The organism is Pseudomonas sp. LS2P72, from assembly GCF_054897865.1.
The window spans coordinates 3,476,857-3,502,864 of the sequence record NZ_CM142708.1 but is presented as its reverse complement, the minus strand read 5'-3'; the positions used below and the strand labels follow the sequence as shown (position 1 = coordinate 3,502,864).

At 57.0% G+C, this 26,008-nt stretch carries 22 protein-coding genes; 12 read left to right on the top strand and 10 right to left on the bottom strand.

From position 1 onward, the window contains the following. The first annotated feature begins 18 nt into the window (after positions 1 to 18). The 5 genes from ACYZUA_RS16145 to ACYZUA_RS16125 all read left to right on the top strand — a co-directional run bounded on the left by ACYZUA_RS16145 (position 19) and on the right by ACYZUA_RS16125 (position 5,770). A complete protein-coding gene (locus tag ACYZUA_RS16145; protein WP_461959647.1) occupies positions 19 to 2,310 on the top strand; it encodes a type VI secretion system Vgr family protein in 2,292 nt (763 codons plus the stop codon). Continuing rightward, positions 2,307 to 3,902, top strand: a complete 1,596-nt coding sequence (locus tag ACYZUA_RS16140; RefSeq protein WP_461959646.1) for a hypothetical protein — start codon at positions 2,307 to 2,309, stop codon at positions 3,900 to 3,902. Before ACYZUA_RS16145 ends, ACYZUA_RS16140 begins: the two co-directional genes overlap by 4 nt. After that, entirely contained in the window at positions 3,899 to 4,852 is a 954-nt protein-coding gene (locus ACYZUA_RS16135; protein WP_461959645.1) for a PoNe immunity protein domain-containing protein, read from the top strand. Before ACYZUA_RS16140 ends, ACYZUA_RS16135 begins: the two co-directional genes overlap by 4 nt. Before the next feature lie 193 nt (positions 4,853 to 5,045). Then, positions 5,046 to 5,321 carry a hypothetical protein gene (locus ACYZUA_RS16130; RefSeq protein ID WP_461959644.1) on the top strand — a complete coding sequence of 92 codons (276 nt, stop codon included), beginning with the start codon at positions 5,046 to 5,048 and terminating at the stop codon, positions 5,319 to 5,321. Further along, a complete protein-coding gene (locus tag ACYZUA_RS16125; RefSeq protein ID WP_461959643.1) occupies positions 5,312 to 5,770 on the top strand; it encodes a PoNe immunity protein domain-containing protein in 459 nt (152 codons plus the stop codon). Before ACYZUA_RS16130 ends, ACYZUA_RS16125 begins: the two co-directional genes overlap by 10 nt. Positions 5,771 to 5,814: 44 nt before the next feature. On the opposite strand, the gene ACYZUA_RS16120 is transcribed toward ACYZUA_RS16125, so the two are convergent. From ACYZUA_RS16120 to ACYZUA_RS16105, 4 genes are all read right to left on the bottom strand, one after another. Further along, positions 5,815 to 6,135: a hypothetical protein gene (locus ACYZUA_RS16120; RefSeq protein WP_461964006.1), complete on the bottom strand. Its 321-nt coding sequence runs from the start codon at positions 6,133 to 6,135 to the stop codon at positions 5,815 to 5,817. Positions 6,136 to 6,140: 5 nt separating this feature from the next. After that, positions 6,141 to 7,397 carry an IS256 family transposase gene (locus tag ACYZUA_RS16115; RefSeq protein WP_240890573.1) on the bottom strand — a complete coding sequence of 419 codons (1,257 nt, stop codon included), beginning with the start codon at positions 7,395 to 7,397 and terminating at the stop codon, positions 6,141 to 6,143. 99 nt (positions 7,398 to 7,496) lie between these two features. After that, entirely contained in the window at positions 7,497 to 8,639 is a 1,143-nt protein-coding gene (locus ACYZUA_RS16110) for a glycerate kinase (RefSeq protein WP_461959642.1), read from the bottom strand. Between the two features lie 223 nt (positions 8,640 to 8,862). After that, positions 8,863 to 9,975 carry a sugar diacid recognition domain-containing protein gene (locus ACYZUA_RS16105; RefSeq protein WP_461959641.1) on the bottom strand — a complete coding sequence of 371 codons (1,113 nt, stop codon included), beginning with the start codon at positions 9,973 to 9,975 and terminating at the stop codon, positions 8,863 to 8,865. Between the two features lie 169 nt (positions 9,976 to 10,144). On the opposite strand from ACYZUA_RS16105, the gene ACYZUA_RS16100 reads away from it, so the two are divergent. Beyond that, positions 10,145 to 11,455 carry an MFS transporter gene (locus ACYZUA_RS16100; RefSeq protein WP_461959640.1) on the top strand — a complete coding sequence of 437 codons (1,311 nt, stop codon included), beginning with the start codon at positions 10,145 to 10,147 and terminating at the stop codon, positions 11,453 to 11,455. Between the two features lie 258 nt (positions 11,456 to 11,713). Here ACYZUA_RS16100 and ACYZUA_RS16095 read toward each other — a convergent pair whose 3' ends face one another. Together ACYZUA_RS16095 and ACYZUA_RS16090 are read right to left on the bottom strand one after the other, a co-directional pair. After that, complete coding sequence (locus tag ACYZUA_RS16095) at positions 11,714 to 12,076, bottom strand: DUF6124 family protein (RefSeq protein ID WP_461959639.1); 363 nt, start codon at positions 12,074 to 12,076, stop codon at positions 11,714 to 11,716. A 476-nt stretch (positions 12,077 to 12,552) separates the two neighbouring features. Next, entirely contained in the window at positions 12,553 to 14,880 is a 2,328-nt protein-coding gene (locus tag ACYZUA_RS16090; protein ID WP_461959638.1) for a YVTN family beta-propeller repeat protein, read from the bottom strand. 252 nt (positions 14,881 to 15,132) lie between these two features. On the opposite strand from ACYZUA_RS16090, the gene ACYZUA_RS16085 reads away from it, so the two are divergent. After that, a complete protein-coding gene (locus ACYZUA_RS16085; RefSeq protein ID WP_461959637.1) occupies positions 15,133 to 16,146 on the top strand; it encodes an aldo/keto reductase in 1,014 nt (337 codons plus the stop codon). Between the two features lie 298 nt (positions 16,147 to 16,444). After that, a complete protein-coding gene (rarD, locus tag ACYZUA_RS16080) occupies positions 16,445 to 17,332 on the top strand; it encodes an EamA family transporter RarD (protein ID WP_461959636.1) in 888 nt (295 codons plus the stop codon). Between the two features lie 65 nt (positions 17,333 to 17,397). Here the strand turns inward: rarD and hppD are convergent, their stop codons facing one another. Then, positions 17,398 to 18,474: a 4-hydroxyphenylpyruvate dioxygenase gene (gene hppD, locus ACYZUA_RS16075; RefSeq protein WP_461959635.1), complete on the bottom strand. Its 1,077-nt coding sequence runs from the start codon at positions 18,472 to 18,474 to the stop codon at positions 17,398 to 17,400. A gap of 252 nt (positions 18,475 to 18,726) precedes the next feature. After that, entirely contained in the window at positions 18,727 to 19,671 is a 945-nt protein-coding gene (locus tag ACYZUA_RS16070) for a DMT family transporter (RefSeq protein WP_461959634.1), read from the bottom strand. 78 nt (positions 19,672 to 19,749) lie between these two features. Between ACYZUA_RS16070 and ACYZUA_RS16065 the strand changes: the two genes are divergently transcribed. The 3 genes from ACYZUA_RS16065 (at position 19,750) to ACYZUA_RS16055 (ending at position 22,868) form a co-directional block, all read left to right on the top strand. Beyond that, a complete protein-coding gene (locus tag ACYZUA_RS16065; RefSeq protein WP_461959633.1) occupies positions 19,750 to 20,622 on the top strand; it encodes a LysR family transcriptional regulator in 873 nt (290 codons plus the stop codon). Between the two features lie 115 nt (positions 20,623 to 20,737). Further along, positions 20,738 to 22,273, top strand: coding sequence for an EAL domain-containing protein (locus ACYZUA_RS16060; RefSeq protein ID WP_461959632.1), 1,536 nt, complete (start codon positions 20,738 to 20,740; stop codon positions 22,271 to 22,273). Between the two features lie 232 nt (positions 22,274 to 22,505). After that, positions 22,506 to 22,868 (top strand): histone-like nucleoid-structuring protein, MvaT/MvaU family, encoded by a 363-nt coding sequence (locus ACYZUA_RS16055; protein ID WP_449643700.1) that lies wholly within the window; start codon positions 22,506 to 22,508, stop codon positions 22,866 to 22,868. A 174-nt stretch (positions 22,869 to 23,042) separates the two neighbouring features. On the opposite strand, the gene ACYZUA_RS16050 is transcribed toward ACYZUA_RS16055, so the two are convergent. Beyond that, entirely contained in the window at positions 23,043 to 23,567 is a 525-nt protein-coding gene (locus tag ACYZUA_RS16050; RefSeq protein WP_461959631.1) for a DUF4946 domain-containing protein, read from the bottom strand. A 145-nt stretch (positions 23,568 to 23,712) separates the two neighbouring features. On the opposite strand from ACYZUA_RS16050, the gene gloA reads away from it, so the two are divergent. Then, entirely contained in the window at positions 23,713 to 24,234 is a 522-nt protein-coding gene (gene gloA / locus ACYZUA_RS16045; RefSeq protein WP_033055156.1) for a lactoylglutathione lyase, read from the top strand. Between the two features lie 126 nt (positions 24,235 to 24,360). Here gloA and ahpF read toward each other — a convergent pair whose 3' ends face one another. After that, positions 24,361 to 25,923 (bottom strand): alkyl hydroperoxide reductase subunit F, encoded by a 1,563-nt coding sequence (gene ahpF / locus ACYZUA_RS16040; RefSeq protein ID WP_461959630.1) that lies wholly within the window; start codon positions 25,921 to 25,923, stop codon positions 24,361 to 24,363. Between the last annotated feature and the right edge of the window lie 85 nt (positions 25,924 to 26,008).

The following is a 26,008-nucleotide window of genomic DNA, read 5'->3' as shown; positions in this document are numbered from 1 at the left end:
AAGGACGGAATTAAAGGCATGCTGGACGCGAACGCAACCCATATTTCCCTGACGCTGGAAGGCGTTTCCGTTGACCTTCAGGTACTCAGCTTCGTCGGTCGCGAAACCCTCAACCAGCCGTTCTGCTTCGACATCGAACTGGTTAGCGCGCGCCCGGACCTGAAACTCGAAGAGCTGCTGCACAAGCCCGGCTGCCTGACCTTCGGCGCCACCGGCAAAGGCATCATCCACGGTCTGGTGTATCGCATCGAGCAAGGCGACTCCGGCAAAAGCCTGACCCGTTACAGCATCAGCCTGGTGCCGCAACTCGCTTACCTGCGCCACAACCATGACCAGCAGATTTTCCAGCATTTGAGTGTGCCGAAGATCATCGCTCAGGTCCTCGAAGCGCGCGGCATCCTGGCCGACGCCTACAGCTTCCAGCTCGGCGCGATCTACCCGGAACGCGATTACTGCGTGCAGTACGACGAGTCCGACCTGCATTTCATCCAGCGCCTGTGCGAAGAAGAAGGCATTCACTTCCACTTCCAGCACAGTGCCAGCGGCCACAAACTGGTGTTTGGCGATGACCAGACGGTATTCCGAAAACTCGCGCCCGTGGCCTACCAGCAAGACTCCGGCATGGCCGCCGAGAAACCGGTGATCAAGCGCTTCAACCTGCGCCTGGAAACCCGTACCACCCGCGTCAGCCGCCGCGACTACGACTTCGAGAAGCCGCGCATCCTTCCCGAAGGCGCCGCCAAAAGCGAATTCGCCCCGGACCTGGAAGACTACGACTACCCCGGCCGCTTCACCGACCGCGAACGCGGCAAACAACTGGCGACCCGCGCCTTGGAACGCCACCGCAGCGACTACAAACTTGCCGAAGGCAAAGGCGACGAGCCAACCCTGGTCAGCGGCCACTTCATGGCCTTGAGCGAACACCCGCGCGCCGAGTGGAACGACCTCTGGCTGCTGCTGGAAGTGGTGCATGAAGGCAAACAGCCGCAAGTGCTCGGCGCAAACGTCACCAGCGACGTCACCCAGAACAAAGACGATTTCCACCAAGGCTACCGCAACCGCTTCCTCGCCACCCCGTGGGACGCACACTTCCGCCCTGCCCTCGAACACCCGAAACCCAAAGTCCTCGGCAGCCAGACCGCCATCGTCACCGGCCCTGCGGGTGAAGAAATCCACTGCGACGAGTACGGTCGCGTCAAAGTCCAGTTCCACTGGGATCGCGAAGGCCAGGCCGACGACAAGACCAGCTGCTGGCTGCGTGTCGCCACCGGCTGGGCCGGAAGCGCCTACGGCGGCATCGCCATCCCGCGCATCGGCATGGAAGTGCTGGTGTCGTTTATGGAAGGCGACCCCGACCAACCCCTGATCACCGGCTGCCTGTACCACAAGGAAAACGTCGTCCCGTACGACCTGCCGGCGAACAAGACCCGCAGCACCTTCAAGACCCTCAGCTCACCGGGCGGCAAGGGTTACAACGAGTTTCGGATTGAAGACAAGAAAGGCGCGGAACAGATCTACCTGCATGCCCAGCGGGATTGGGATGAAAATATTGAGCATGATCAAAAGATCCGTATCGGCAACGAGCGCCACGACACCGTCGAGGCCAATGTTTTAAGCGAATTCAAGGTTGAAGAACATCGCATCACCCACCTCGATCGCAAGACTGAAACCCGGGCGGATGATCACCTCACCGTAGGCGTGACTCAGCATGTGAAGGTGGGGACGGCGCAGTTTGTTGAGGCGGGTCAGGAGATTCACTACAACGCTGGGCAAAAGGTTGTGGTTGAAGGTGGCATGGAGCTCACGGCCAAGGCTGGCGGGAGTTTTGTGAAGGTGGATGCCGGGGGCGTGACGATCAGTGGCGCCAATGTGAAGGTCAACTCCGGCGGCGGGCCAGGTTCCGGCACCGGCATCGGTATCCTCGCCCCGCTGATTCCAGGCCTCGCCGCTGCCGACATCGCCGGTCGCCTGATGAAGGAAGCCAAGTCCAATCCGACCTGGCTGGAATTGAACCTGCACTACGACAACCTTGAGCCCGTGCCGGGCGCGTCCTACCGCGTTGACTTTGCGGACGGCTCGACCCGTGAGGGCGTGCTGGACGATGACGGCTTTGCCCGGTTGGAGGATGTTCCGAAAGGACCGGCCAAGGTGTATTACGGCGAGGATCCGAGGCCGTACAACCGTGAAAGCGTAGCGATTGTGCAGAACTCTGACGAAAAGGTTAACGCAGATTTACGCAAGCTCGGCCTGGACCCGGACCAGGTTGATTTACAAGCATTGGTGGAGAAAGCCGCAGGGAGGCTGTCATGAGTGACGAAGCAGTTGAGAGCGCAAACGAAGGTGACGAAGACCGCAGCGCCGCTTACCAAGAGGCCGCGGTAGAACTGGCAAAAGGCATCGCGCTCGGCGCAGTGCCGTTTCTTGGCCAGGCCATCGACGCCTACGACACCATCGAATCCTCTATCGTCCTCTACAACGCAGAGTCGACGGACGGAAAGGAAGACGCACAATTTGACCTGCTGATGGCCGTCATCGGCTGGGTTCCAGGACCGGGCGACGGTCTGAAGAAGAGCCTGCGCATCGTCAACAAAGACCCGCAGCGCTACGCCCCGGTACTGTTCGACCTGCTTCGCTTCGTACTGCAGGAATGCGGGATCAAAACCAGCCCCGAAGAACTGCTCAAGCAAATGTTCGATGCCGGCAAACTGCGCGGTGAACTCGACGAGATCATCACCGGCGTAAAAGGCTCGTCTACTTTCCAGAGCCTTCCAAACTGGGCAAAAACATCGGTCGTCACCGTCCTCGCTGCCTCCCGCGACAACATGCCGGCCATGGTGGGGATTGTTGAGAAGCGGCTGGTTAAATGGAAAGGCATGCAGCGCAATAGTTCGGCGGCCTCCTCCGGGTCAAGCCACCCTAAGAAAGCAGATAAACCTGCCAGTAAAGATGCGACAGTTGCAACATATGGTAAGGATGATCCAAGTGCAGGCCACTCGAACATGCCTGCCAACTCCAAACTAGGCATTCAGACGTCCGACATCCTTAACGAAGGACTTGGTGTATGCGGTGAACATATAGCAGACTATATTTGTGCGGAGACCTTTGGATGGGGAAAACAATGGGATGGACACGATAAAGGCGCAGACGGTAAATGGTTAAGTGGAAAACCAAACGGTACCACTCTTGGCAAACTGTCAAAAGGTGGCAACCCTAAAGCGAGACATGTTCTTTACAAGCTTACTGATGGCGCTAACGGCACCGGTATTGATTCAATTTGGCGAGCGGACCCGGCAACCAACGGGAACAAGAAGTTTGCCATCGTCGAAGCCAAGGCTAGTAAGAGAGAAGATGCCCCGAAATTTTTGCAAATTGAGGGAGCCAAACCAAAAATCGCATCAAAACTAGGACTTTCTGGAGTAATTGACCCCTCCGAGTTACTCGAACCTATCGTTGAAGCAGAGGGGGTCGGGACAGAACCCGCCAAAAAGAAGGCCGGGGGGAAAGCGGGTGGCAAAAAAACCCAGAGTACTCACAAGCCAGAACCAGCCGCGAATGACAATAAAAAAAGCAATAAAAAGAAAAAATACTTCGTCCAAATGAGCCGGGTGTGGATCAACGACAAACTACCGCTTGCGATAAAGGATATAGTTTTAAAGGAAGAGGTTATGGCTTCGTACAACCGGCATCTTTTTTTTACACCTCTTTATCATCAAAGCTTAAGTCCAAAATCCCACGCGGAAGCACAATTGGCAAGCGCAGGGGAAGCCACACATCGTGAACATGTTGGCTTCCACTACAATGAAGAAGAAGTGCGCGTAGCTGTCAACAAACGACTAGCTTCGCTCAGAAAGAAATTTGGCGAATTGGATATCCTGAAAGAAGAGGCCAAACAAACAGCATGAACAGACGACAAAAATTCATTTTTGACTCTTACTATCAAAAGTCTATAAATCTGTACGACACGACCGAATCACGCTGGATTGGTAAAACAATGCAGGCAGATTCTCCATCCCAAGAGAAGTCCCTACGCACGGGATATTTCAAAGAAGCGGCGTTTAATGCCTTGCTGATAAGCTATACCGCTGGAGAACCGATCGAAAGCCTTATTCCCCGACTAGAAAAACTGATAGAAAACTACGAAATTTATCAGCAAGCATTGGCTGTCGAGGAAGGTGAACCAGACATTTCACCACTGGCTATCGACGACTGGCCAGGACAATATGAGGAGTGCGTACAAGTCATCAGTCTGTGCATTCTATTGCACCGTATTGATTTGCTTACTCGATTTGTCGCATTGATAGACCGTGCTGGATATGCCAACGAAGACACCCTCTATGAAGACCTTCTGCGGAAGCATCTGCCTGGACGCGCAGAGTTGGACGAATGGTACCACGATCTCTACACACCACTCGTCCGAGCGATATACGCAGAAGTCCCGGAAGAAGCGAGCGACTTATTAAAACAGTATTGCAAAGAGTGGTATCCCGCCTTCAAAAAGCAGCAAACAAACTGGCACGACAGTCATTTGGATATCGAAGATGACGATGGAAGCTATGTCGGTTACTGGGCCTTTGAAGCTGCCGCCGTCGCCTTTCTTTACGGTATTGACGATAGCAATGTAGATAACATGGTCTACCCGAAAGACTTGGCGGAGTACGCACGAACTCATTCACAATCCAATGCAAAACAAATCGGGCGTATTGAAGCTGGGAAACCTTGCAGCAAAACAGGTTATTGGTTCACTCCGGCGCAGACCAATTCGAGACGTCACTTCCATCAAGGTGAAATTATGCCGAGCTTTAGTGGCTCGGACTGGGGAGATACTATTTGGTATTGGTCAGGTGAAGAATGATGCCTGCGACAGCTTGACCTTGCTTCACCCAATCATCAATCGAATGGGCGAACAATCGCCCATCGAGTCATGGTGAAAGCAACTACCTCACAGAACAAAAAACAGCCCCTCCCTTTTGCTGATATCTATGAACAAACGACAAAAATACTTTAGTTAATATCAGTACAAAAAGTTTCTGAGAGAGCATGACGAGGTGATTGAGTTTTTCAAGACAAACACCTTTCAGTCTGACTCGCCCGAAGAAGAGGCGACACTTCGCTCATCGCACTTCAAGCAGTTGGCATTGGACAAGCTTTTAGCCGCTTACACAGTAGGTGAGGAAATCGCCTCTCTCATACCTTTGCTTGAAATTCTCATAGAAAAATACGAAACCAGACAAGCTAGGCTGGCGGAATACCAGAACAGTCCCGACATATCGCCGCTCGCGATATGCGACTGGCCTTACCAATATGAAGATGCGTGCAAGTGATAGGCTTCTGCGTTCTGTTGCATCGCATTGATTTACTTCAACGTTTTTTACTGCTGATAGATCGTGCAGGCTATGCCGGCGACGATACGCTCTATGAAGATCTGCTTATCAAGGTGCTGCCGAACAGACACGATGTGGACCAATGGTTTCACGACGTCTATTCACATTTGATTCGGGCCATTTATGCAGAAAGCAAAGAGGAAGCTACCAATTTTCTTAAAAAATACTGCAAGCAATGGTATTCCGCCTTCAAACAAGCGCCTTGGCATGACAGTCATTTACAGGGAAAGGATGGGAATTACGTCGGTTACTGGGCGGTAGAAGCGGGAGCCATCGCCTTTTTATACGGCATCGACGATAGCAAAATCGATCACATGGTTTACCCCAAAGACCTGGTTGAATATGCCCGCAACCAAAAAGCCTCGAATTTATTGCCCTCGGGCATTTAGCTTTAAAACCTGCCCCAGAGGAGGCAGGCGTGTTCCACCAGGCGTCAGACCGGCGCCTTCCACCCCATCATCTGCTGCTGCGCAACCAGCAGCAAATCGCACCCATCTTGCGTCAGCAGATAAAGCGCGTGAGTAATGTGCGGAATATCTTGAACATCACCGTTCTTGAAGCATTGGCAATGAAGCGTTTCGAGTAACTGGCTGGCGGCTCGGACACGCTGTAAAGCGGCTTCGAGAATGTCTTGGGGATTGGCCTCGGTGTCGATGACCATTGGGTTTGTGTCGGTAACATTGCTTTTGATTGAGCGATAGCGATCGGGAAACGGGTTGAACGGAGGGTGTCCTAGATTTTGTGTAAACGGGATTTTTATTAAACCGTTAACAGCCGATCTTCGAACTGGATACTGAAGCGATTCAAGGCCGCTTTCCAGTCCCGGATCGGCATCGTCCACTTCTTGCTGATGTTGTTCAGCGCCAGATAAAACAGTTTCATCACCGCGTCATCGGTCGGAAATGAGGCGCGCGTTTTGATCACTTTGCGCAGGCTCATGTTGATCGATTCGATGGCATTGGTGGTGTAAATCACCTTGCGAATTTCGGCTGGATAGTCAAAAAACGGGATCACCCGAGCCCAGTTTCGCCGCCATGACAGGCTGATCGACTGGTACTCGGCATCCCATTTGGCTTCAAATTCGCAGAGTCGTTGTTCGGCCAATTCGGCGGTTGCCGAGGTGTAAATCAGTTTGAGATCAGCCGCCACCTCTCGCTGCTTTTTCCACGACACGAAGTTCAAGCTGTTGCGCACCATGTGCACGATGCACAGCTGAACGACGGCTTTTGGGTAGACGGCTTCAATGGCTTCAGGGAAACCTTTGAGACCGTCCACGCAGGCGATGAAGATGTCCTGCACGCCCCGATTCTTGAGTTCGGTCACCACTTGCAGCCAGAACTTCGCGCCTTCGGTTTGAGCGATCCACAGACCCAGCACTTCCTTGTGACCGGCCATATTGACGCCGATAGCCAGGTAAACCGCCTTGTTGCGCACGGCGCCAGCGTCACGCACTTTGACGTGAATGCAGTCCAGATAGAGGATCGGGTACAGCGCGTCCAGTGGTCTGGCTTGCCACAGCTTGACCTCGTCACTCACCGCGTCGGTAATCGCCGAGATCAGGCTGGGAGAGACCTCTGTGCCGTACATTTCCTGTAAGTGAGCCTGGATTTCTCTGACACTCAAACCGCGAGCGTAGAGAGAGATGACTTTGTCATCGAAGCCCGTCCAGCGGGTTTGATGCTTGGCCACCAACTGCGGCTCGAAGGACGCCTGCCGGTCGCGAGGGATGTCGAGCGGCAGTTCGCCGAAGTCGCCCTTCAGGGTTTTACCGCTGTGACCGTTGCGCGCATTGGCGGCGGTGTTGGTGATCGCTGCGCTTTTGTCGTGCCCCAAGTGTTCGGTCATCTCGGTTTCAAGGGCCCGCTCCACCAGCATCTTGGTGAGCTGTTTGAGCAGGCCGTTTTCGCCGATCAGATCTTCGGGCTTTTTGTAGTTGGCCAGCAGACTGTCGGCCAGTTTAACCAGTTCAGGATCAGGCTTGACTCGTTTGGCGCGCTTGGGTTTTGGCTCGGTCATTGGATTTCCTTGGGGTAGGCAGTCTCCTGCCAAATGACCGTTTACACAAAACTAATTACACCCTCGGGGTGAGGGGTGGATCTAAACTTCAACGCAGACTCAAGCCTTACGCAAAGCCACCTGCCAAACCCGCGCAACATCACTCGCCCGTTCCCGCAACAACCGCGGCGCCTCGGCACACGCCTGCTCCAGCGTCATCGGTCCACTGGCCAAGGCAAACGCGGCATCGATGCCATGTTCGTACAACGCCTGATAACCCTCACCCAGCGTCCCGGCGAGGACGATCACCGGCACGCCGTGCTCCCGAGCAATACGCGCCACACCAAATGGCGTCTTGCCACGCAGGGTCTGAGCATCGAAACGACCTTCTCCGGTGATCACCAGGTCCGCGCCCTTGACCGCATCGTCCAGGCCAACCAGTTCGGCGACCACTTCAACACCGGCCTTGAACTGCGCCCCCAGAAACGCCTTGGCAGCAAACCCCAGGCCGCCAGCCGCACCGCTGCCCGGTTCGTCACGAACGTCTTTGTTCAGGACCTGAGCGCACCGCTCGGCAAAGTGCCCGAGCGCGCGATCCAGTTGCTGGACTTGCTCGGGTGATGCCCCTTTTTGCGGGCCAAAAATCGCTGAGGCACCGTGAGGGCCACACAGTGGATTGTTGACGTCGGCGGCGATGTCGAAGCGCACCTCGGCCAGACGCGGATCGAATTCACTCAGATCAATGCGGGCCAGCTGTCCAAGCGCCAGACCACCCGGTGCCAGTGTTCGGCCCTGTGCGTCCAGCAGTTTGACGCCCAAAGCTTGCATCGCACCCGCCCCGCCGTCGTTGGTGGCGCTGCCGCCAATCGCCAGAATGACCCGTTGCGCTCCGGCATCGAGCGCCGCGCGGATCAATTCGCCGGTGCCGAACGTGCTGCTGAAGCACGCATCACGCTTGCCCGGCGGAACCAGTTGCAGGCCACTGGCCTCAGCCATTTCGATGATCGCGGTGTGGCTCTGAGGCAACCAGCCCCAAGCGGCCTCAACCGTCGCGCCGAGCGGCCCACGGACTTGGGTGCGGCGCAGTTCGCCCTCGCACGCCGCCAGAATCGACTCGACGGTCCCCTCCCCACCGTCCGCCATCGGGCATTTGACCAGGAGCGCATCGGGCCAAACCTGCGCCAACCCGAGAGCAATGGCATCAGCCACACCCTGAGCACTCAGGCTGTCCTTGAACGAATCGGGGGCGATGACGATTTTCATGCGAATTCTCCAGTTCCAATGCGCTCCATGCTGCCAGCAGGCAAGAACAATAACGCCGGTCCACTGCACAAGCGGCCATGACGATTATTGTTCATTTCCACAAAACCGACATTGTGATGCCTGGGATGGCCCCTTCGCGAGCAGGCTCGCTCCCACAGGGGGAACGCGTTCAAAATGTGGGAGCGAGCCTGCTCGCGAAGGCGTCCTTGCAGTCACCACATCTCTACTCAGTTTGCGGAAGCAGTTGCACACCAAGGTACAAAGCAAGCATCCCGTCGAGTCTCAACGGATCAACACCACTGAGCTCGGCAATCCGCTCCATTCGATAACGCAGACTATTGCGATGAATCCCCAGCGCATCAGCACACGCCTGGCTCTGACCATCGTGATCGCACCAGCAGCGCAACGTCGCCAGCAGTTGGCCGTTGCCATCCTTGGCGATGACTTTGCGCAGCGGTTTGAGCAACTCGTCCAGCGCGTCGTCATTGCGGTGCCGCCAGAGCATCACCGGCAACCGATAACGATTGAGCGTCAGCAAGCGGGAGTGCGGCAATATCTCTCGCCCATAGGCCAGTAAGTCGCCGACGCGTCGATAGCAACGACGCAATCCCGACAGCCCATCGGCCTGCCCGCCCACGGCGATGCGCAGAATGTTCCAGCCGAGGCCGTCGAGTTTTTCCAGCAACCGGTCATTCTCGATCGCTTGCGCGGCCGGCCGGCACCAGAGCAACGAAGACTTGGCCGAGCTCACGCACCAACTGTCCGGGTAGCGCGAAGTCAACCAGGCGCTGAGCGCCTCGACGGTTTGCCCCGGACCGTGTTCCATCCCTAACTCGAACAGGTACGGCACCCGCGTCATCTGCGGCTTGAGCCCAAGCTGTTGCGCCTCGTCGATCAACCGCGGCGAATCCCCGGCCTCGCTGAGCAGCAATGCCAGCAGATCGTCGCAACGCTGGCGCCGCCATTGCTGTTCGGCCTGCTGATTGCGCTGGCCGACCAGCATCTCGGCGGTCATCCGCACCAGTTCGGCGTAGGTGCGCAATTGCTCGGGTTCACCGGTGATGCCCAGCACGCCAATCAAACGCTGATCGAGCAACAGCGGCAAGTTGATGCCCGGCTGCACGCCTTTCAAATGAATCGCCGTTTGAGCGTCGATCTCCACCACCCGACCGTTGGCGAGCACCAGTTGCGCACCTTCATGCCGGGTGTTGACCCGCTCCGGTTCGCCGCTGCCGAGAATCAGCCCCTGGCTGTCCATGACGTTGACGTTGTACGGCAGGATGGCCATCGCCCGGTCGACGATGTCCTGGGCCAGGTCGTGATCGAGTTCGAACATAGCGGGGATCCTTGAAAGCGTGATGGAGCGGATTGTTCACCCGCACAGGCCTTGGTTGCAAACCCTGTGCTCAGGCACAAAGACAATGACCCAAGCGGTGGCCGAGACTCACCGGGCGGTCAACGTTACCCTTGCATCGCAAAAAATCATAATAAAGAGAGAGCCCGCCATGTCACAGAGCGCCGCCGCTACCCAGGCCATCGTTGACGAAAAAAACGCCGTCTACAAACGCATTACCCTGCGTTTGATTCCCTTCATCTTCATCTGCTACCTGTTCAACTACCTTGACCGGGTGAACGTTGGATTTGCCAAGCTGCAGATGCTTGACGCACTGAAATTCAGCGAAACCGTGTACGGCCTCGGGGCCGGGATCTTCTTTATCGGCTACGTGCTGTGCGGCGTACCCAGCAACCTGGCCCTGACCAAATTCGGCCCGCGCCGCTGGATCGCGCTGATGATGATCGTCTGGGGCTCGCTCTCGACCTGCCTGCTGTTCGTCACCACCCCGACCGAGTTCTACACCTTGCGCCTGTTCACCGGCGCGGCCGAAGCCGGGTTCTTCCCGGGCGTGGTGCTTTACCTTTCGCAGTGGTTCCCGACCTTCCGCCGCGGCCGCATCATGGCGTTGTTCATGTCGGCGATCCCGGTGTCCGGCCTGCTCGGCAGCCCGTTCTCCGGCTGGATTCTCAACCACTTCGCCGCAGGCCAGGGCGGTTTGGCCGGCTGGCAGTGGATGTTCCTGCTGCAAGGTATCCCAACCGTGATCCTCGGCGCCCTCGCTTACTTCCTGTTAAGCGACAGTTACGCCAACGCCAAATGGCTCACGCCGTTCGAGCGCTCGGTGCTGGAAGCCGACCACGCTGAAGACCTGGCCAACAAACCGAAAAACACCACCGACTCGCTGTTGGCCGTGTTCAAGAACCCGGCGATCTGGGCGTTTGGCCTGATCTATTTCTGCATCCAGAGCGGCGTCTACGCGATCAACTTCTGGCTGCCGTCGATCATCAAAAACCTGGGCTTCAGCGATAACCTGGTGATCGGCTGGTTGAGTGCGATTCCGTACCTGCTGGCGGCGCTGTTCATGTTGATGGTCGGCCGCTCGGCGGACCTGCGCAAAGAACGCCGCTGGCATTTGGTGGTGCCGATGCTGATGGGCGCGGTCGGTTTGCTGATCGCTGTGAACTTTGCGACTACACCGGCCATTGCCATCCTCGGCCTGACCATCGCCACCATGGGCGCCCTCACCGGCCTGCCGATGTTCTGGCCGGTGCCGACTGCGCTGCTCAGCGCGGGCGCTGCGGCGGGTGGTTTGGCGTTGATCAACTCCATGGGGCAGATGGCGGGGTTCCTGAGTCCGTATCTGGTGGGTTGGGTCAAGGACAGCACCGGGTCGACCGATGCCGCGCTTTACCTGCTCGCGGGCGTGATTGTTTGCGGGAGTTTGTTGGCGTTGCGCATGACGCGGACGTTGCGGGTTTAAGCTTCAGTAGACATGAGAAACGGCCCTTTTCGGGCCGTTTTTTTGCCGAGGTGTTCGGCTTGAGTTTTGTGGTGTTGCTTAAATCTATCCCCTCACCCCAGCCCTCTCCCCAAGGGGCGAAGGGGAAAGGGAGCAGATCTTCATGCTTTTCAGAACCTGAGTTCGGCTCGATATTTCACGTCGGTGTATCTCGGGAGAACACCTCGGTCAGTCCCCTCTCCCTCCGGGAGAGGGTTAGGGTGAGGGCTGCTTTTGCGTTTAACCCGGTGGATCGATGTTATCCAACGCCCGATTCACCGCCAGTTCGCCCAGCATGATGATCTGCGCAATACCCAGCAGCGAATTGCGACTCGGCCCCTCCATCTGATCCGCCAGATCCATGGTCATGACATTGGCCGAGGCCAACGACTCGCATGCGTGGGCCAGCAGGGATTCGGTATCGAGTTCTGGGTTAACAATGAACATGGTGCCGGGGGTGCGCGGGGTGGCTTTGATGTGGGCAGCCAGATTGAGGTAGTGATCGAGGGCGCGGTCGGCGGCTTCGTGGAGTTTTTTTGAATCGAGTGATTCGCACGGAGATGCCGGATCGGTGTCCGGCGGATTGGGCGTTACTTTGAACATGGATGAAACTCCTAATTGAATTAAAGGAGCCTTCACCCTCGCTACCAAACGAAGGGTGGCGGCCATACGAAGGTTGGTAGACCGGCAATTAGGACCCGGCGCCCCCGAAGGAGCCCTGCGCATGGCCACCATAAAACCGAGACCTGAAAAGGCCTACAAACGGTGGCGCTATGCGCCTAATTGCCGGGCTACCAAACCCGATCGCTGTTATTCAGCGACCGGGAAACGATAGAGCCCAGGCCCAAGGCGCACAAGCCGGCGGATTCTGGCGTAGTCGTAGGCAGCGGCGCAAGGATGTGTAGCCCGAATCAGTATCTGGAGATGTCGATTAAACAACTCCGTCATTGCTCACTTTTCAATCGACAGGAGGACGGATAAGTCGGCTCGGGTTTGGCGAGGGAAACACCCTGCAGTTCAGAACTGCAGGATATGTGGACGTTTAGCCTTGACCGAGACCGGTTAATGGGCGTCCCTGATTAGACCCCAATCACCGAGACCGTGTTGCTATTAAAGTTGCATACATAAGCGCGGCTACCCTCCGGACTGACGGCGATCCCCATCGGATACTTCCCGACCGGGATATTCGTCAGGACTTGATACGTCGCCGTATCAATCACCGAGACCATGTTGTTAAAAAGGATGCTGACATAAGCGCGGGTACCGTCCGGGCTGAAAGCGATCTCATTCGGATTCATCCCGACCGGGATGTGCGTCACTCGATGCGTCGCCGTATCAATCACCGAGACCGTGTTGCTAACCCAGTTGCAGACATAAACACGGGTACCGTCCGGGCTGAAAGCGAGGCCGTGCGGACGGTCCCCGACCTGGATGGTCGTCAGGACGTGATACGTCGCCGTATCAATCACCCAGACCGTGGTGCTACCTTGGTTGCTGACATAAGCACGGGTGCCGTCCGGGCTGACGGCGATCCCGTACGAGTAGTTCCCGACCGGGATGTTCGTCAGGACTTGATACGTCGCCGTATCAATCACCGAGACCGTGGTGCTACCCATGTTGCCGACATAAGCACGGGTACCGTCCGGGCTAAAGGCGATCCCGATCGCATTGAACCCGACTGAAATGTTCGTCAGGACTTGATCCGTCGCCGTATCAATCACCGAGACCGTGTTGCTAACCGAGTTGCAGACATAAACACGGGTACCGTCCGGGCTGACGGCAACCCCCGCGGGACTCTTCCCGACCGTGATGTCCGTCAGGACTCGATGCGTTGCTATATCAATCACCGAGACCGTGTCGCTACCCTGGTTGCAGACATAAGCGCGGGTACCGTCCGTGCTGACAGCGATCCCGTGCGGATTGCTCCCGACCGAGATGCTACCGACCGACCCCAGCCCCGTAACGGTTACAGTTGCGTTGGCGACCTGAGCACCACTCGTAGCGCTCAGACTGTAAGAGCCAGGGATGAGAGCACCTTTGACGCGGCTGACGCTGAGCCTGCCGACATCGTCGGTGATGAAGTCGCGCGGGCCACTGCCGCCATCGTCGTACTCAAAGCTGTCCGGGAGAATCAGACTGATCTCGCCCCCGGAGACGGGGGTGTTACTGCTGGTACTGAGAAGCAACTCAACGTTGAGCCGGCCAGCCGGGGCGATGGTGTAGGGCTTGTTGGTGAAGGTCGGCACACCATGCTGTCCTGCGGCCTCACCCGTCACCTGCGCCGTAGCCGGTTTGGACGTGGCAATGACCGCGCCACCTCTGACCTGCTCATAGATCACCCTCACCGCGCTGTCGGCAATGACCTTGGCATTGGGCACCATCAATTTATAGGTGAACGGAATCCGCGAAACGGTGGTTTCAACGGAATGCGGCACCGCTGGGCTGCCAGGCGGCGTTGACGTGTATTTCACGCGAATGATGTCCTCGGCTTGCCACAGCGGTGCAAAGGCATGCACCAACACGGTCAGATCCTTGCTACCGAGTTTGCTGAGGTCGATGGTTTTCGGGTCATCGCTGGGGTCATCCGGGTCTTCGGCCAGGTCGGGGGCCACCAGCCGAGGGGTCTTGAGATACACATCCACCAGCAATGACTCCGACCATGGTGAATCCTTGTCAGGTCCGTTTCCCACCTGGTCGGTCACGGTGTACGAAAACACGAACCGGGGATGATCACCGGCGCGTTCGAAAACGGCTTTGTCGACGGTGACGCGAATCCTTGTTGGCTCGGCGGAAGGATTGGCCGGTGCTTCGGCAGGCGTGACGTCGCGGTAGACGTCCTGGCCGTTGCAGTTCAACCGGATTCTGTCGTAGGCCCGGCAGTAAGGGTAAGAGAAACACACCTGCACACCCTGCGCCGCGCGGTCGGCGTCAATGCCGTTTTCGAGTACGTCCTGGGGCAGAATCAGTTCCAGCTCAGAGTGGCCATCGTCGCCATGAATGCGGTCTTCGATACCGGGGCGGATGGCGTTGTACAGGATTTCCAGCGGTGGCGTGGATGTGCCCATGTTGTGGCTGCCACGGGTCACCGTATAGGTGAGACGGTTGACGAACTCGGGCCTCAGCAGATTTTTGGGAATGTACAGGAAGACAGAATCATCCCTGGAGGCTGTCTGCGTACGGGTGATGTTTAGTTGGCCGTTCAGGTTCAGCGCAACGGTATCGTTCGGTTCCTGCCCCAGGTACGCATCCACCCTCACCTTGGCGCCGAGGTCGTAAATATCAATAGGCACGCCACAATCTGCACCCTCCACTGACTTGGTGCTGCCGAGTACATCCGGCGGATACAGCACAAGAACGGTGTTATCGGACGAAGTCTCAGCGAGTGTCTCGGTGGATTCGGTGGTCATGAAAATGCTCCTTCGTGGAACGACCGGGAGGTCCGGCGCTTGGAGCTATCACACAGCGATCAGGGGCGGACTGGCTACTGTCAAATCTGACAGTAGCGACAAGCGGTTACCCCGACCTTCATTCGAGGTGTTGAAGCGCCCGACCGTTTCCGGGCAAAAGTGCTGCCAGACGCTTCGTCGATAAATCAGTTTGCCCCGCCCTACCGTTCTGGTATTTGATTGAGCCTTTCCCACCGGTAAAAGGATTTCGGCATGAGCTATCGCACACTGGGTCATTCGGGTTTACAAGTGTCGACCCTGACCCTGGGCACCATGATGTTCGGCGAACAGACCAGCACCGAAGATTCCCTGCGGATCATCGACAAGGCCTGGGACCAGGGCATCAATTTCATCGACACCGCAGACGTTTACACCAACGGCCGCTCCGAAGAGATCGTCGGCGAGGCGATTGCCGGTAACCGCCACGAATGGGTGCTGGCGACCAAGGTCGGTTTCGGCCCGGTAGACGGCGTTCCAAACCGCAGCGGTCTGAGCCGCAAGCACCTGTTCAATGGCATCGACGCCAGCCTGACGCGCCTGGGCACTGACTATCTCGACATCTATTACCTGCACCGCGAAGACCACAACACACCGCTGGAAGTCACGGTGTCGGCGATTGGCGATTTGATCCGCCAGGGCAAGATTCGCTATTGGGGTTTGTCGAACTACCGTGGCTGGCGCATCGCCGAGGTGATTCGTGTGGCCGATCAACTGGGCGTCGACCGCCCGGTGATCAGTCAGCCGCTGTACAACATCGTCAACCGTCAGGCGGAAACCGAGCAGATCACCGCAGCGCAAAACTACGGCCTGGGCGTGGTGCCTTACAGCCCGCTGGCGCGTGGTGTGCTCAGCGGTAAATACGCGCCGGACGCGAAGCCGGATGCCAACAGCCGCGCCGGCCGCGCCGACAAACGCATTCTGGAAACCGAATGGCGCGTCGAATCATTGCGCATTGCTCAGCAGATCCAGCAGTACACCCAGGGTCGCGGCGTGGGCATCGTCGAATTCGCCATCGCCTGGGTGCTGAACAACAGCGCCGTCACCTCGGCGATTGTTGGACCGCGCACCGAAGAACAATGGGATGCCTACACCAAGGCGCAGGCGGTGAAGATTACGGCTGAGGATGAAGCGTTTATTGATTCGTTGGTTGTGCCTGGGCATGCGTCGACGCCGGGGTTTAATGATGTGAGCCATTTCGTGTCGGGGCGCAAACCGGGTCTGGCTTGAGATCTCTCCCTCACCCTAGCCCTCTCCCAAAGGGAGAGGGAACCGATTGGGGGATATTCAGCCTATCCTTCGACTTGGAAATCCCTCGCCGAATCCATAATCGACCGGATCCTTCAGGTCGCACAATTTCGTGAGACACCTCGGTCAGTCCCCTCTCCCTTTGGGAGAGGGCTAGGGTGAGGGGATGACGGTTTGAAATTCTGCAGGGATGTTGGAAATATTGATCACTCGGCCAATATTCAGCACAAAAAACACGTATCCTGCGCGCCCCGTTTGACCTTCAACCCGCGAGGACAGTTTGTCTAAAGGTATCGCTCTATCGGTTTCAGCCTCGGTGCTGTTTGCCGTCATGTATTACTACACTTCGTTGCTCACGCCTTTGAGCGGCGTGGAAATCTTCGGTTGGCGAATGCTGCTGACCCTGCCATGCATGACGGTGTTCATGGTGGTCTCCGGTGAATGGAAACGCGTGGTCGCCCTTTTTCGGCGGCTGGTTGGTCAACCGAAACTGCTCGCCGGCCTGATCGTTTCCGCGACGCTGCTTGGCCTGCAACTCTGGCTATTCATGTGGGCGCCGCTCAACGGCTATAGCCTCGACGTGTCCCTGGGCTACTTCCTGTTGCCGCTGTCCATGGTGCTGACCGGGCGGTTTGCCTATGGCGAGCGACTGTCTTACCTGCAAAAGGTTGCCGTGTTTTTTGCGTCCCTCGGCGTGCTCAACGAGTTGTATCAGGTCGGCGGATTTTCCTGGGCCACCTCGCTGGTCGTCATCGGTTATCCGCTCTACTTCATCCTGCGCAAACGACTGGCGACCGACAACCTCGGCGGCTTGTGGATGGACATGGCCTTGATGTTGCCCGTGGCGCTCTGGTTCGTTCTGGGCGGTGAACAGGGTTTCGCCGTGTTCGATCAACACCCGTGGCTGTCGCTGCTGATTCCGTTGCTCGGCGTCATCAGTGCTTCGGCGCTGGTGGTCTACATCATCGCCAGTCGGTTGTTGCCGTTCAGCCTGTTTGGATTGTTGAGCTATGTCGAACCGGTGCTGTTGCTCGGCGTCGCGCTGCTGTTGGGGGAAAGCATCAAGCCAGGCGAGTGGCTGACCTACATTCCGATCTGGTTGGCGGTGGTGGTTCTGGTGTTCGAAGGGTTCAAGCACCTGGTTCGGCAGCAACGAAAATCGATGTAGCACCCGGCACGAAAAAGCCCGGTCAGCATTGCTGCTGACCGGGCTTTTTTTACATCTGAAACAGCTTAGTCGGCGGAGAGCACACCACGACGCACCTGGTCGCGCTCGATGGATTCGAACAGCGCCTTGAAGTTGCCTTCGCCGAAACCATCGTCGCCTTTACGCTGGATGAATTCGAAGAACACCGGGCCCATCAGGGTTTCCGAGAAGATCTGCAGCAGCAGACGCTTGTCGCCTGACTCGGACGAACCGTCCAGCAGAATGCCGCGCGATTGCAGTTGATCAACCGGCTCACCGTGATTCGGCAAACGACCTTCGAGCATTTCGTAATAGGTTTCCGGCGGCGCGGTCATGAAGCGCATGCCGATGCTTTTCAGGTGATCCCAGGTCTTGATCAGGTCATCGGTCAGGAAGGCAACGTGCTGGATGCCCTCGCCGTTGAACTGCATCAGGAACTCTTCGATCTGCCCGGCGCCCTTGGACGATTCTTCGTTCAGCGGGATTTTGATCATGCCGTCCGGCGCGGTCATGGCCTTGGAGGTCAGGCCGGTGTATTCGCCCTTGATGTCGAAGTAACGGATCTCGCGGAAGTTGAACAGCTTCTCGTAGAAGTTGGCCCAGTAGGCCATGCGACCGCGGTACACGTTGTGGGTCAGGTGGTCGATGATCTTCAGGCCGGCCCCGACCGGGTTGCGGTCAACGCCTTCGATGAACACGAAGTCGATGTCGTAGATCGAGCTGCCTTCGCCGAAACGGTCGATCAGGTACAGCGGCGCGCCGCCGATGCCTTTGATCGCTGGCAGGTTCAGTTCCATCGGGCCGGTTTCGATATGAATCGGCTGGGCGCCCAGTTCCTGAGCCCGGGCAAACGCCTGCTGGGCATTCTTGACGCGAAACGCCATGCCGCACACCGACGGGCCGTGCTCGGCCGCGAAGTACGACGCGACGCTGTGCGGTTCGTTGTTGAGGATCAGGTTGATCTGGCCCTGACGATACAGGTGCACGTCTTTGGAACGGTGGGTCGCGACCTTGGTGAAGCCCATGATCTCGAAGATCGGCTCCAGGGTGTTCGGGGTTGGCGATGCGAATTCGATGAATTCAAAGCCCATCAGGCCCATTGGGTTTTCGTATAAATCTGCCATGGTTGGCGCCTCATCATTTTCTTGTCAATTAACGGATCGTTAGTTGCGAGCAATGCTGAGACCGGCGGGTGGCGCGCAGGAGATGCCCCGCACGCTGCGGGCGAGGAAGTCACCGTAGATCAATTGAAACCCAAAACTCTTCATTGTCGACCCAAGGCTATTGCGGGCGAGGCTTCTGCTGCCAGAAGACGATTATTCTTATATGCGTAACCCGATTCTACACAGCGTAAATCGGTTTGTCCGCCTTCTGTATCAAATCCCCTTTTTCCCTGCTCGCGCAAGGGGTTTGTTGCACAGGAAAATCCCCGCGAGGATCAGCCCTCCTCCCAGGCACATCGCCAGGGTCAACTGCTCGCCCAACAGCAGCGCACCGAGGATCACCGCCGTCAGCGGGTTGAGGGCAATGAACACGCCTGAACGCGTCGCACCGATTTTGCGAATGCCGTCGTAATAGCCAATATAGGCCAGCGCCGAACCCAACACGCCCAGGTACATCAGGCTCAACCATTGCGTGGGTCCGAGGCTGGCAAGTGCAGCAACATTCAACTCACCGCGAACGGCACTGGTCACCCACAGCATCAGCGTGCCCAACAGAATCGAGTACGTCACCGTTTGCACCGGGCCTAGCGTCTGGTTCAGGTTTTTGGAGAACAGCGAATAAACGCCCCAGCCAAGCACGCAGCCGAAGATCAACAGATCGCCAATCCAGGCGTCGGCGTTGCCGGCCAACAACTGTGGATTACGGCTGACGATCACCAGGCTCGCCCCGGCAATGCAGATCGCGATTCCGACGACTTTCGCTCGGCTCAAGCGCTCCTTGAATAGCAGCCATGACGCCAGCCCGATCACGGCCGGGTTCAACGCCACGATCAATGATGCCCGTGAGGCATTGATGTAATGCAGCCCATAAAAGAAGCACAGGCTGTAGAAAAAGATCCCGAAAAAACCCAGCAGCGCCAATTGCAGCCATTGCCTGGGGCTGGGCCTTGCGAGAGGCACGCGGGCCAGTAGCAGAAACACCAGCAACGCCACGCTGGCCAGCAAGAATCGCAGGCTGGCGGCAAACAACGGGCTGAGGCTGTCGGCCAGAAACCGCCCGGCGACAAAGGTCCCGCCCCAGATCATGGTGACGGCAGCCAGTTTCAGATAAACCGGGACGTCCGAAGGGTTGGACAGGCTCTGCTCACAGGTTGTCATAGGTTTCCAGAACGAGAAATCGGCGAGATGACGTATCCTTCGACTAATACCTCCTCATCGTAAAATGAGTAAACACTCATGACCCTGACCCAACTCGAGATCTTTTCTCTGGTCGCCGAACTTCAAGGCTTTACGGCGGCAGCCAATCGCTTGGGGATTTCACAATCCGCGGTCTCTCATGCGCTCAAGTCGCTGGAACAGGAATTGGGCGTCGAGCTGCTGCGCCGGCATCAGTCCCGGGTCGAACTCAGCGACATCGGCCAACAGCTTTTGCTGCGCGCCCGGGCGATGCTGGGTCTGGCCAACACCTTGCGCCAGGAAGCGGCCGATGCGCGCGGGATGAAACGCGGCACGTTGCGCATCGGCTCGTTCGGCCCGACTTCATCGATCAAACTGCTGCCATTGATCCTGCAGCACTACCGCGCGGCTCACCCAGGTATCGAGGTCCACATTGACGAAGGCCCGGACCGACAGGTTATCCAATGGCTGGAGGAGCGCCGAATCGATATCGGCTTCGTGGTGTTGCCCGAGGAGCGGTTCGATACCTTTGCGCTGATCGAGGACCAGATGGTCGCGCTGCTGCCCCTCGATCATCCGCTGGCCCGCCGCGACAGCCTGACCCTGAGCGATTTGTGCAACGACCCGTTCGTGTTGACTGAGGCCGGTTCGTCGGAACTGGTGTCGCGGCTATTCAGTGCCGCGCGGCTGACACCGAACATCCGTTATCGCTGCTCGCAACTGTTGAGCACGTTGGACACCGTTGGCCGAGGCGATGCATTGACGGTCGTCGCCGAAGGCTCATTGCCCGATGATCGCGACGGTCGCTACGTGAAAAAGCCACTGTCGCCAACGGTCACACGCCAGGTTGGTCTGGCGGTGCTCGACCAGCGCCAGTCATCACCCGCGACGCTGGCTTTTATCAAACTGGCCGAGCGCCTGAATTACCGTTGAGCGGCACACACGCCGAGGGCCAACTATCATGGCCTTCTACCTGAACTCTTTTTGGAAGGCGACCCGTCCTGCCAGCATTTTGAGAGCCCCTATTTCATCGTGACAGGTTTCGCAAATGCCACTGAACGTCAAAACCCGCCGCAAACGCGTTATCAGAATGGCTGTGACGCTACTGAGCGGATTACTCCCGGTGCTGTTGGGGTTCGCCATTCTTTATATGCAAGCTGAGCGTACGCTCAAGCAAAGTACTGAACAGACGGCCGAAGAGGCCATTCGTCAATTCGAGTTGATGCTCGACAACACCGCCCAGGCCGCCCGCGAATTGCTGCCACTGGCCGGTCAGAACTGCAATGACGTCAAACTGGCCTTGCGCGAACAGGTCACCCGCCGGCCGTTCGTGCGCTCGACCAATCTGGTGTGGGATAACACTATTTACTGCAGCTCGTTATTCGGTGAGGTTCAGGAAACGATCGTTTCCGGCGACTACAGCAAAGGCGCGTTGTTGCTGATGAAGGGCAACCCGGTCACGCCCGATACTGCATTACTGGTGTATCGGCTCGGCAAAGAAAAACAGGGCGCGTTGAGCACCCTGGATGGGTATCACCTGAGCAATGTATTGCGGCTGATCGGTCGCAAGACATTGCTGCTATTGCAAGTCGGTCCCCATTGGTTGTCCGCCGATGGCAAATTCCATGAAGGTGCCCTGCCTGCCTTTGCGGTGGCGCAAACCCGATTGGCGTCCTCGCGTTACGCCTTTTCGGTGGCGGCCGGGTTTCCTCAAGGCGAAACCTGGCGTTTCATGAGCAGTGAGTATCCGCCGCTGTTCAGCTTGCTGATCTTCTTCGGCGTGGTGTCCGGCTTGATCGGGTACTTTGTGCAAAAACGCTCGACATCACCCAGCAATGAAATGCGGCGCGCTCTGGAAGCTGGGGAGTTCATTCCGTACTTTCAACCCGTGGTGCATGGCGACAACAAGAAGTGGTCCGGCACCGAGGTGCTGATGCGCTGGAATCATCCAAAGGAAGGTCTGGTGCGCCCGGAGCTGTTCATTCCGTTTGCCGAACACTCCGGGCTGATTGTGCCAATGACCCGCTCATTGATGCAGCAGACCGCCGAATGGTTGGCGCCTGTTTCATCTTCCTTCGAGGGCGTTTTCCACATCGGCATCAACATTACCGCCAGCCACTGCAAGGACCTGGAACTGGTCGACGAGTGCCGCCAATTCCTCGCAGCCTTCGAACCGGGTGCCGTCAGCCTGGTGCTGGAACTCACCGAGCGCGAACTCATCGAACCCACGGCCATCACCCACCAACTGTTCGAGCAGCTTCATGCGCTGGGCGTGATGATCGCGATCGATGACTTCGGCACCGGTCACTCAAGCCTCGGTTACCTGCGCCAGTTCAATGTGGACTTTCTGAAAATCGACCAGAGTTTTGTCGCCATGATCGGCGTTGACGCCCTCTCACGGCATATCCTGGACACCATCATCGAACTCTCGGCCAAGCTCGACCTGGGTATCGTCGCCGAAGGCGTGGAAACCGTGGAACAAAGTGATTATCTGACTGCCCACGGCGTGAACTTCTTGCAAGGTTATCTGTTCGGCCGGCCAATGCCCGGCGCGGACTTCGTTAACGCATTAAGTCACCATTAACTAGCGGCGCTCAGCGCCGAGACAAAAAATCGCGCACCAATTTGAATCAAAAGACTACTGTTGTTACATGAAGAAAAAGACATGATTTACTCTTGGCCAATTAACTACTACAATTTTTCATGCCTGCGCTAGATTGGCAGGTGAGCCATTATCACCGAGTCGCTTCAAGGCTCTTGGCTTATAGCTTTGTTTGCGGTTGGTATCAGCCAAACACACTATTGGAGTAAAGATATTGTCCAGACTCGCTGAATTTCGTGCAGCTGAAAAGGCCCTTCAAGAGCAGCTCAAGCAGCTGGAAAGCCTGAAGAATGATGCCGGGCTCAAGAAAGAAATCGAATTCGAAGAAAAGCTCCAGGGGCTGATGAAAACCTACGGCAAGAGCCTGCGCGACATCATCGCCATTCTCGATCCGAACCCGGCAAAATCCGGTCTGCAACAGGCAACGCCTAAAACCCGCCGCGCTCGTGTGGTCAAGGTTTATCAGAACCCGCACACCGGTGAACTGATTGAAACCAAGGGTGGCAACCACCGCGGCCTGAAAGCCTGGAAGGAACAATACGGTGCAGCTACCGTTGATTCCTGGCTGCGCGGCTAAGCACTCGCGGTGAAAAAAAAGCCCTGCCAATGCAGGGCTTTTTCATGGACGCCTTCTAAATGCAACGATTGGCGTCGATCAACTCGCTACTTGCTGAATAACTTTGTGCTTAATCCGTTTGGGTATCTAAAAATTTCCGAATGCGCTGAAACCGGTAGCCATTGAAATCTTTAACTAAAGTTTCAAGCTGTTACGGGCCGCGTCTATTTCATCCTGACTTGCCTTATAAACCTCAGCCTGCCCCGCGTAGGAAAGAACATAGGCTTTATCTGCATCTACGGCGGCAACCAATGTTTGAGAAAGCACATGCCTTCCGTTCTGCGTGATCGTGCAGGTAGTTTCCAGCGCGGATAAGCGGCTCAAGGTCGTCGGGTGAATCTTGTTGCAGACACTTTGATAACCGCCTTGAAAGAAGTCCTTCTGCACCGACTTGCGCATCTCCAGCAATACGCCCTGCAGATTCACCTGATGGCCACTTTCCACCTGAGTCATGGTCAACTCCATCACCATCACCGGCGTGCCGTCCTGATCATTCTTCACCGCGCGCTGGCGGGAAACGTGGGTGTTGGCGCCATTTTGCGGGACGGCTTCGACCTCCCAGCCGTTGGGCCAGGTCATGATTGGCTCATCTGCGTGAGCGCTGCTAACACCTGAAAGCACGCAGATCAGGACAACCATCGATTTACAGAAACGAATCATTGCAATGAACACTCACGGATTGAACCGTAAAGTCTGAGCCTCGCCCGCCTGTCAGGCAATAGCCGACGCTTTCGGTTTGGTGATGTCAGAGCCCTTGCGTATCATTGTCGTCATTCGTTAGCCCCATTATTTTTCCGGAGGGCCCATGAGCCTGCACGAATTGAACACCTTCCCAGGCGTCACCGCCCAACCTGACACCGCCACCCAGAAGTTCGTCTTCAATCACACCATGCTGCGGGTCAAGGACATCACCAAGTCCCTGGATTTCTACACGCGCATTTTGGGTTTCTCGCTGGTGGAAAAACGCGACTTCCCGGAAGCCGAGTTCAGCCTGTATTTCCTGGCGCTGGTCGATAAAAACCAGATCCCGGCCGACGCTGCTGCCCGCACCGAGTGGATGAAGTCGATCCCCGGCATTCTCGAACTGACCCACAACCACGGCACCGAGAACGACGCGGATTTCGCTTACCACAACGGCAACACCGACCCGCGTGGCTTTGGCCACATCTGCATCTCGGTGCCGGACATCGTCGCTGCGTGCGAGCGCTTCGAAGCGCTGGGCTGCGATTTCCAGAAGCGCCTGAATGATGGCCGTATGAAGAGCCTGGCATTCATTAAAGACCCGGATGCTTATTGGGTTGAGATCATTCAGCCTGCACCGATGTAATCAAAAATCAAAAGATCGCAGGCTTCGCCAGCGCCTACAAAAGCCAAGTCAGGCTGCGAACTTTTGATCCATCCACAAAAAACCCCATGATCGCTCATGGGGTTTTTGTGTTTTCAGCGTCGAGTGTTATGCCGGGGCCGAAGTCCGGATCAGGTGATCGAATGCGCTTAGGGAGGCTTTGGCGCCCTCGCCCACCGCAATCACGATCTGCTTGTACGGCACGGTGGTCACGTCACCGGCAGCGAACACGCCCGGCATCGACGTTTCACCGCGAGCATCGACGATGATCTCACCGCGAGGCGACAACTCGATGGTGCCTTTGAGCCAGTCGGTGTTGGGCAGCAAGCCGATCTGCACGAAGATCCCTTCCAGCTCGACGGTACGCAACTCGTCCGACTGACGATCCTTGTAACGCAGGCCGTTGACCTTCTGGCCGTCGCCCAACACTTCAGTGGTTTGCGCACTGGTGATGACAGTGACGTTCGGCAGGCTGTGCAACTTGCGCTGCAAGACCGCATCGGCGCGCAACTGCACGTCGAACTCCAGCAGTGTTACGTGGGACACGATGCCCGCCAGGTCGATGGCCGCTTCGACGCCGGAGTTACCGCCGCCAATCACCGCCACGCGCTTGCCTTTAAACAGCGGACCGTCGCAGTGTGGGCAGTACGCCACGCCTTTGTTGCGGTATTGCTGCTCACCCGGGACATTCATTTCACGCCACCGCGCACCGGTCGCCAGGATCACGGTCTTGGCTTTCAGGGTCGCGCCGCTGGCGAAGTGAACTTCGTGCAACTCACCGCTCTTGCCCGGCAGCAACTTGTCAGCGCGTTGCAGGTTCATGATGTCGACGTCGTATTGCTTGACGTGTTCTTCCAGCGCCACGGCCAGCTTCGGCCCTTCGGTTTCCTGCACGGAGATGAAGTTTTCGATGGCCATGGTGTCGAGCACTTGCCCACCAAAACGTTCAGCCGCCACGCCAGTGCGAATGCCTTTTCGGGCAGCGTAGATTGCAGCCGCAGCACCGGCAGGGCCACCGCCGACAACCAGCACGTCAAAGGCCTCTTTCGCGCTGATCTTCTCGGCTTGACGCTCGATACCGCTGGTGTCGATCTTGGCGAGGATTTCTTCCAGGCCCATACGACCCTGGCCAAAGTTCACGCCGTTCAGGTAAACGCTTGGCACGGCCATGATCTGACGGTCATCGACTTCGGCCTGGAACAGCGCGCCGTCAATGGCGACGTGGCGGATGTTCGGGTTAAGCACGGCCATCAGGTTCAGTGCCTGGACTACGTCCGGGCAGTTCTGGCAGGACAGCGAGAAGTAAGTCTCGAAGCTGAACTCGCCTTTGAGCGAACGAATCTGCTCGATCACTTCTACGCTGGCTTTCGAAGGGTGGCCGCCGACTTGCAGCAACGCCAGCACCAGCGAAGTGAATTCATGGCCCATCGGGATGCCGGCGAAACGCAGGCTGATATCGGCACCCGGGCGGTTGATCGAGAACGATGGTTTACGTGCATCGTCACCGTTGTCGAGCAACGTAATCTGGGTAGAAAGACTGGCAACGTCTTTGAGTAATGCGAGCATTTCCTGGGATTTCGCACCGTCGTCGAGGGAAGCGATGATCTCGATCGGCTGGGTGACCCGTTCCAGGTACGATTTCAACTGGGCTTTAAGATTGGCGTCCAACATACGGGCGATTTCCTTTATTCGTTTCGAAAAAAAACGCCCGAGCGAATCTCGCCCGGGCGTTTTTATTGGGCGGTTGCAGCTTACT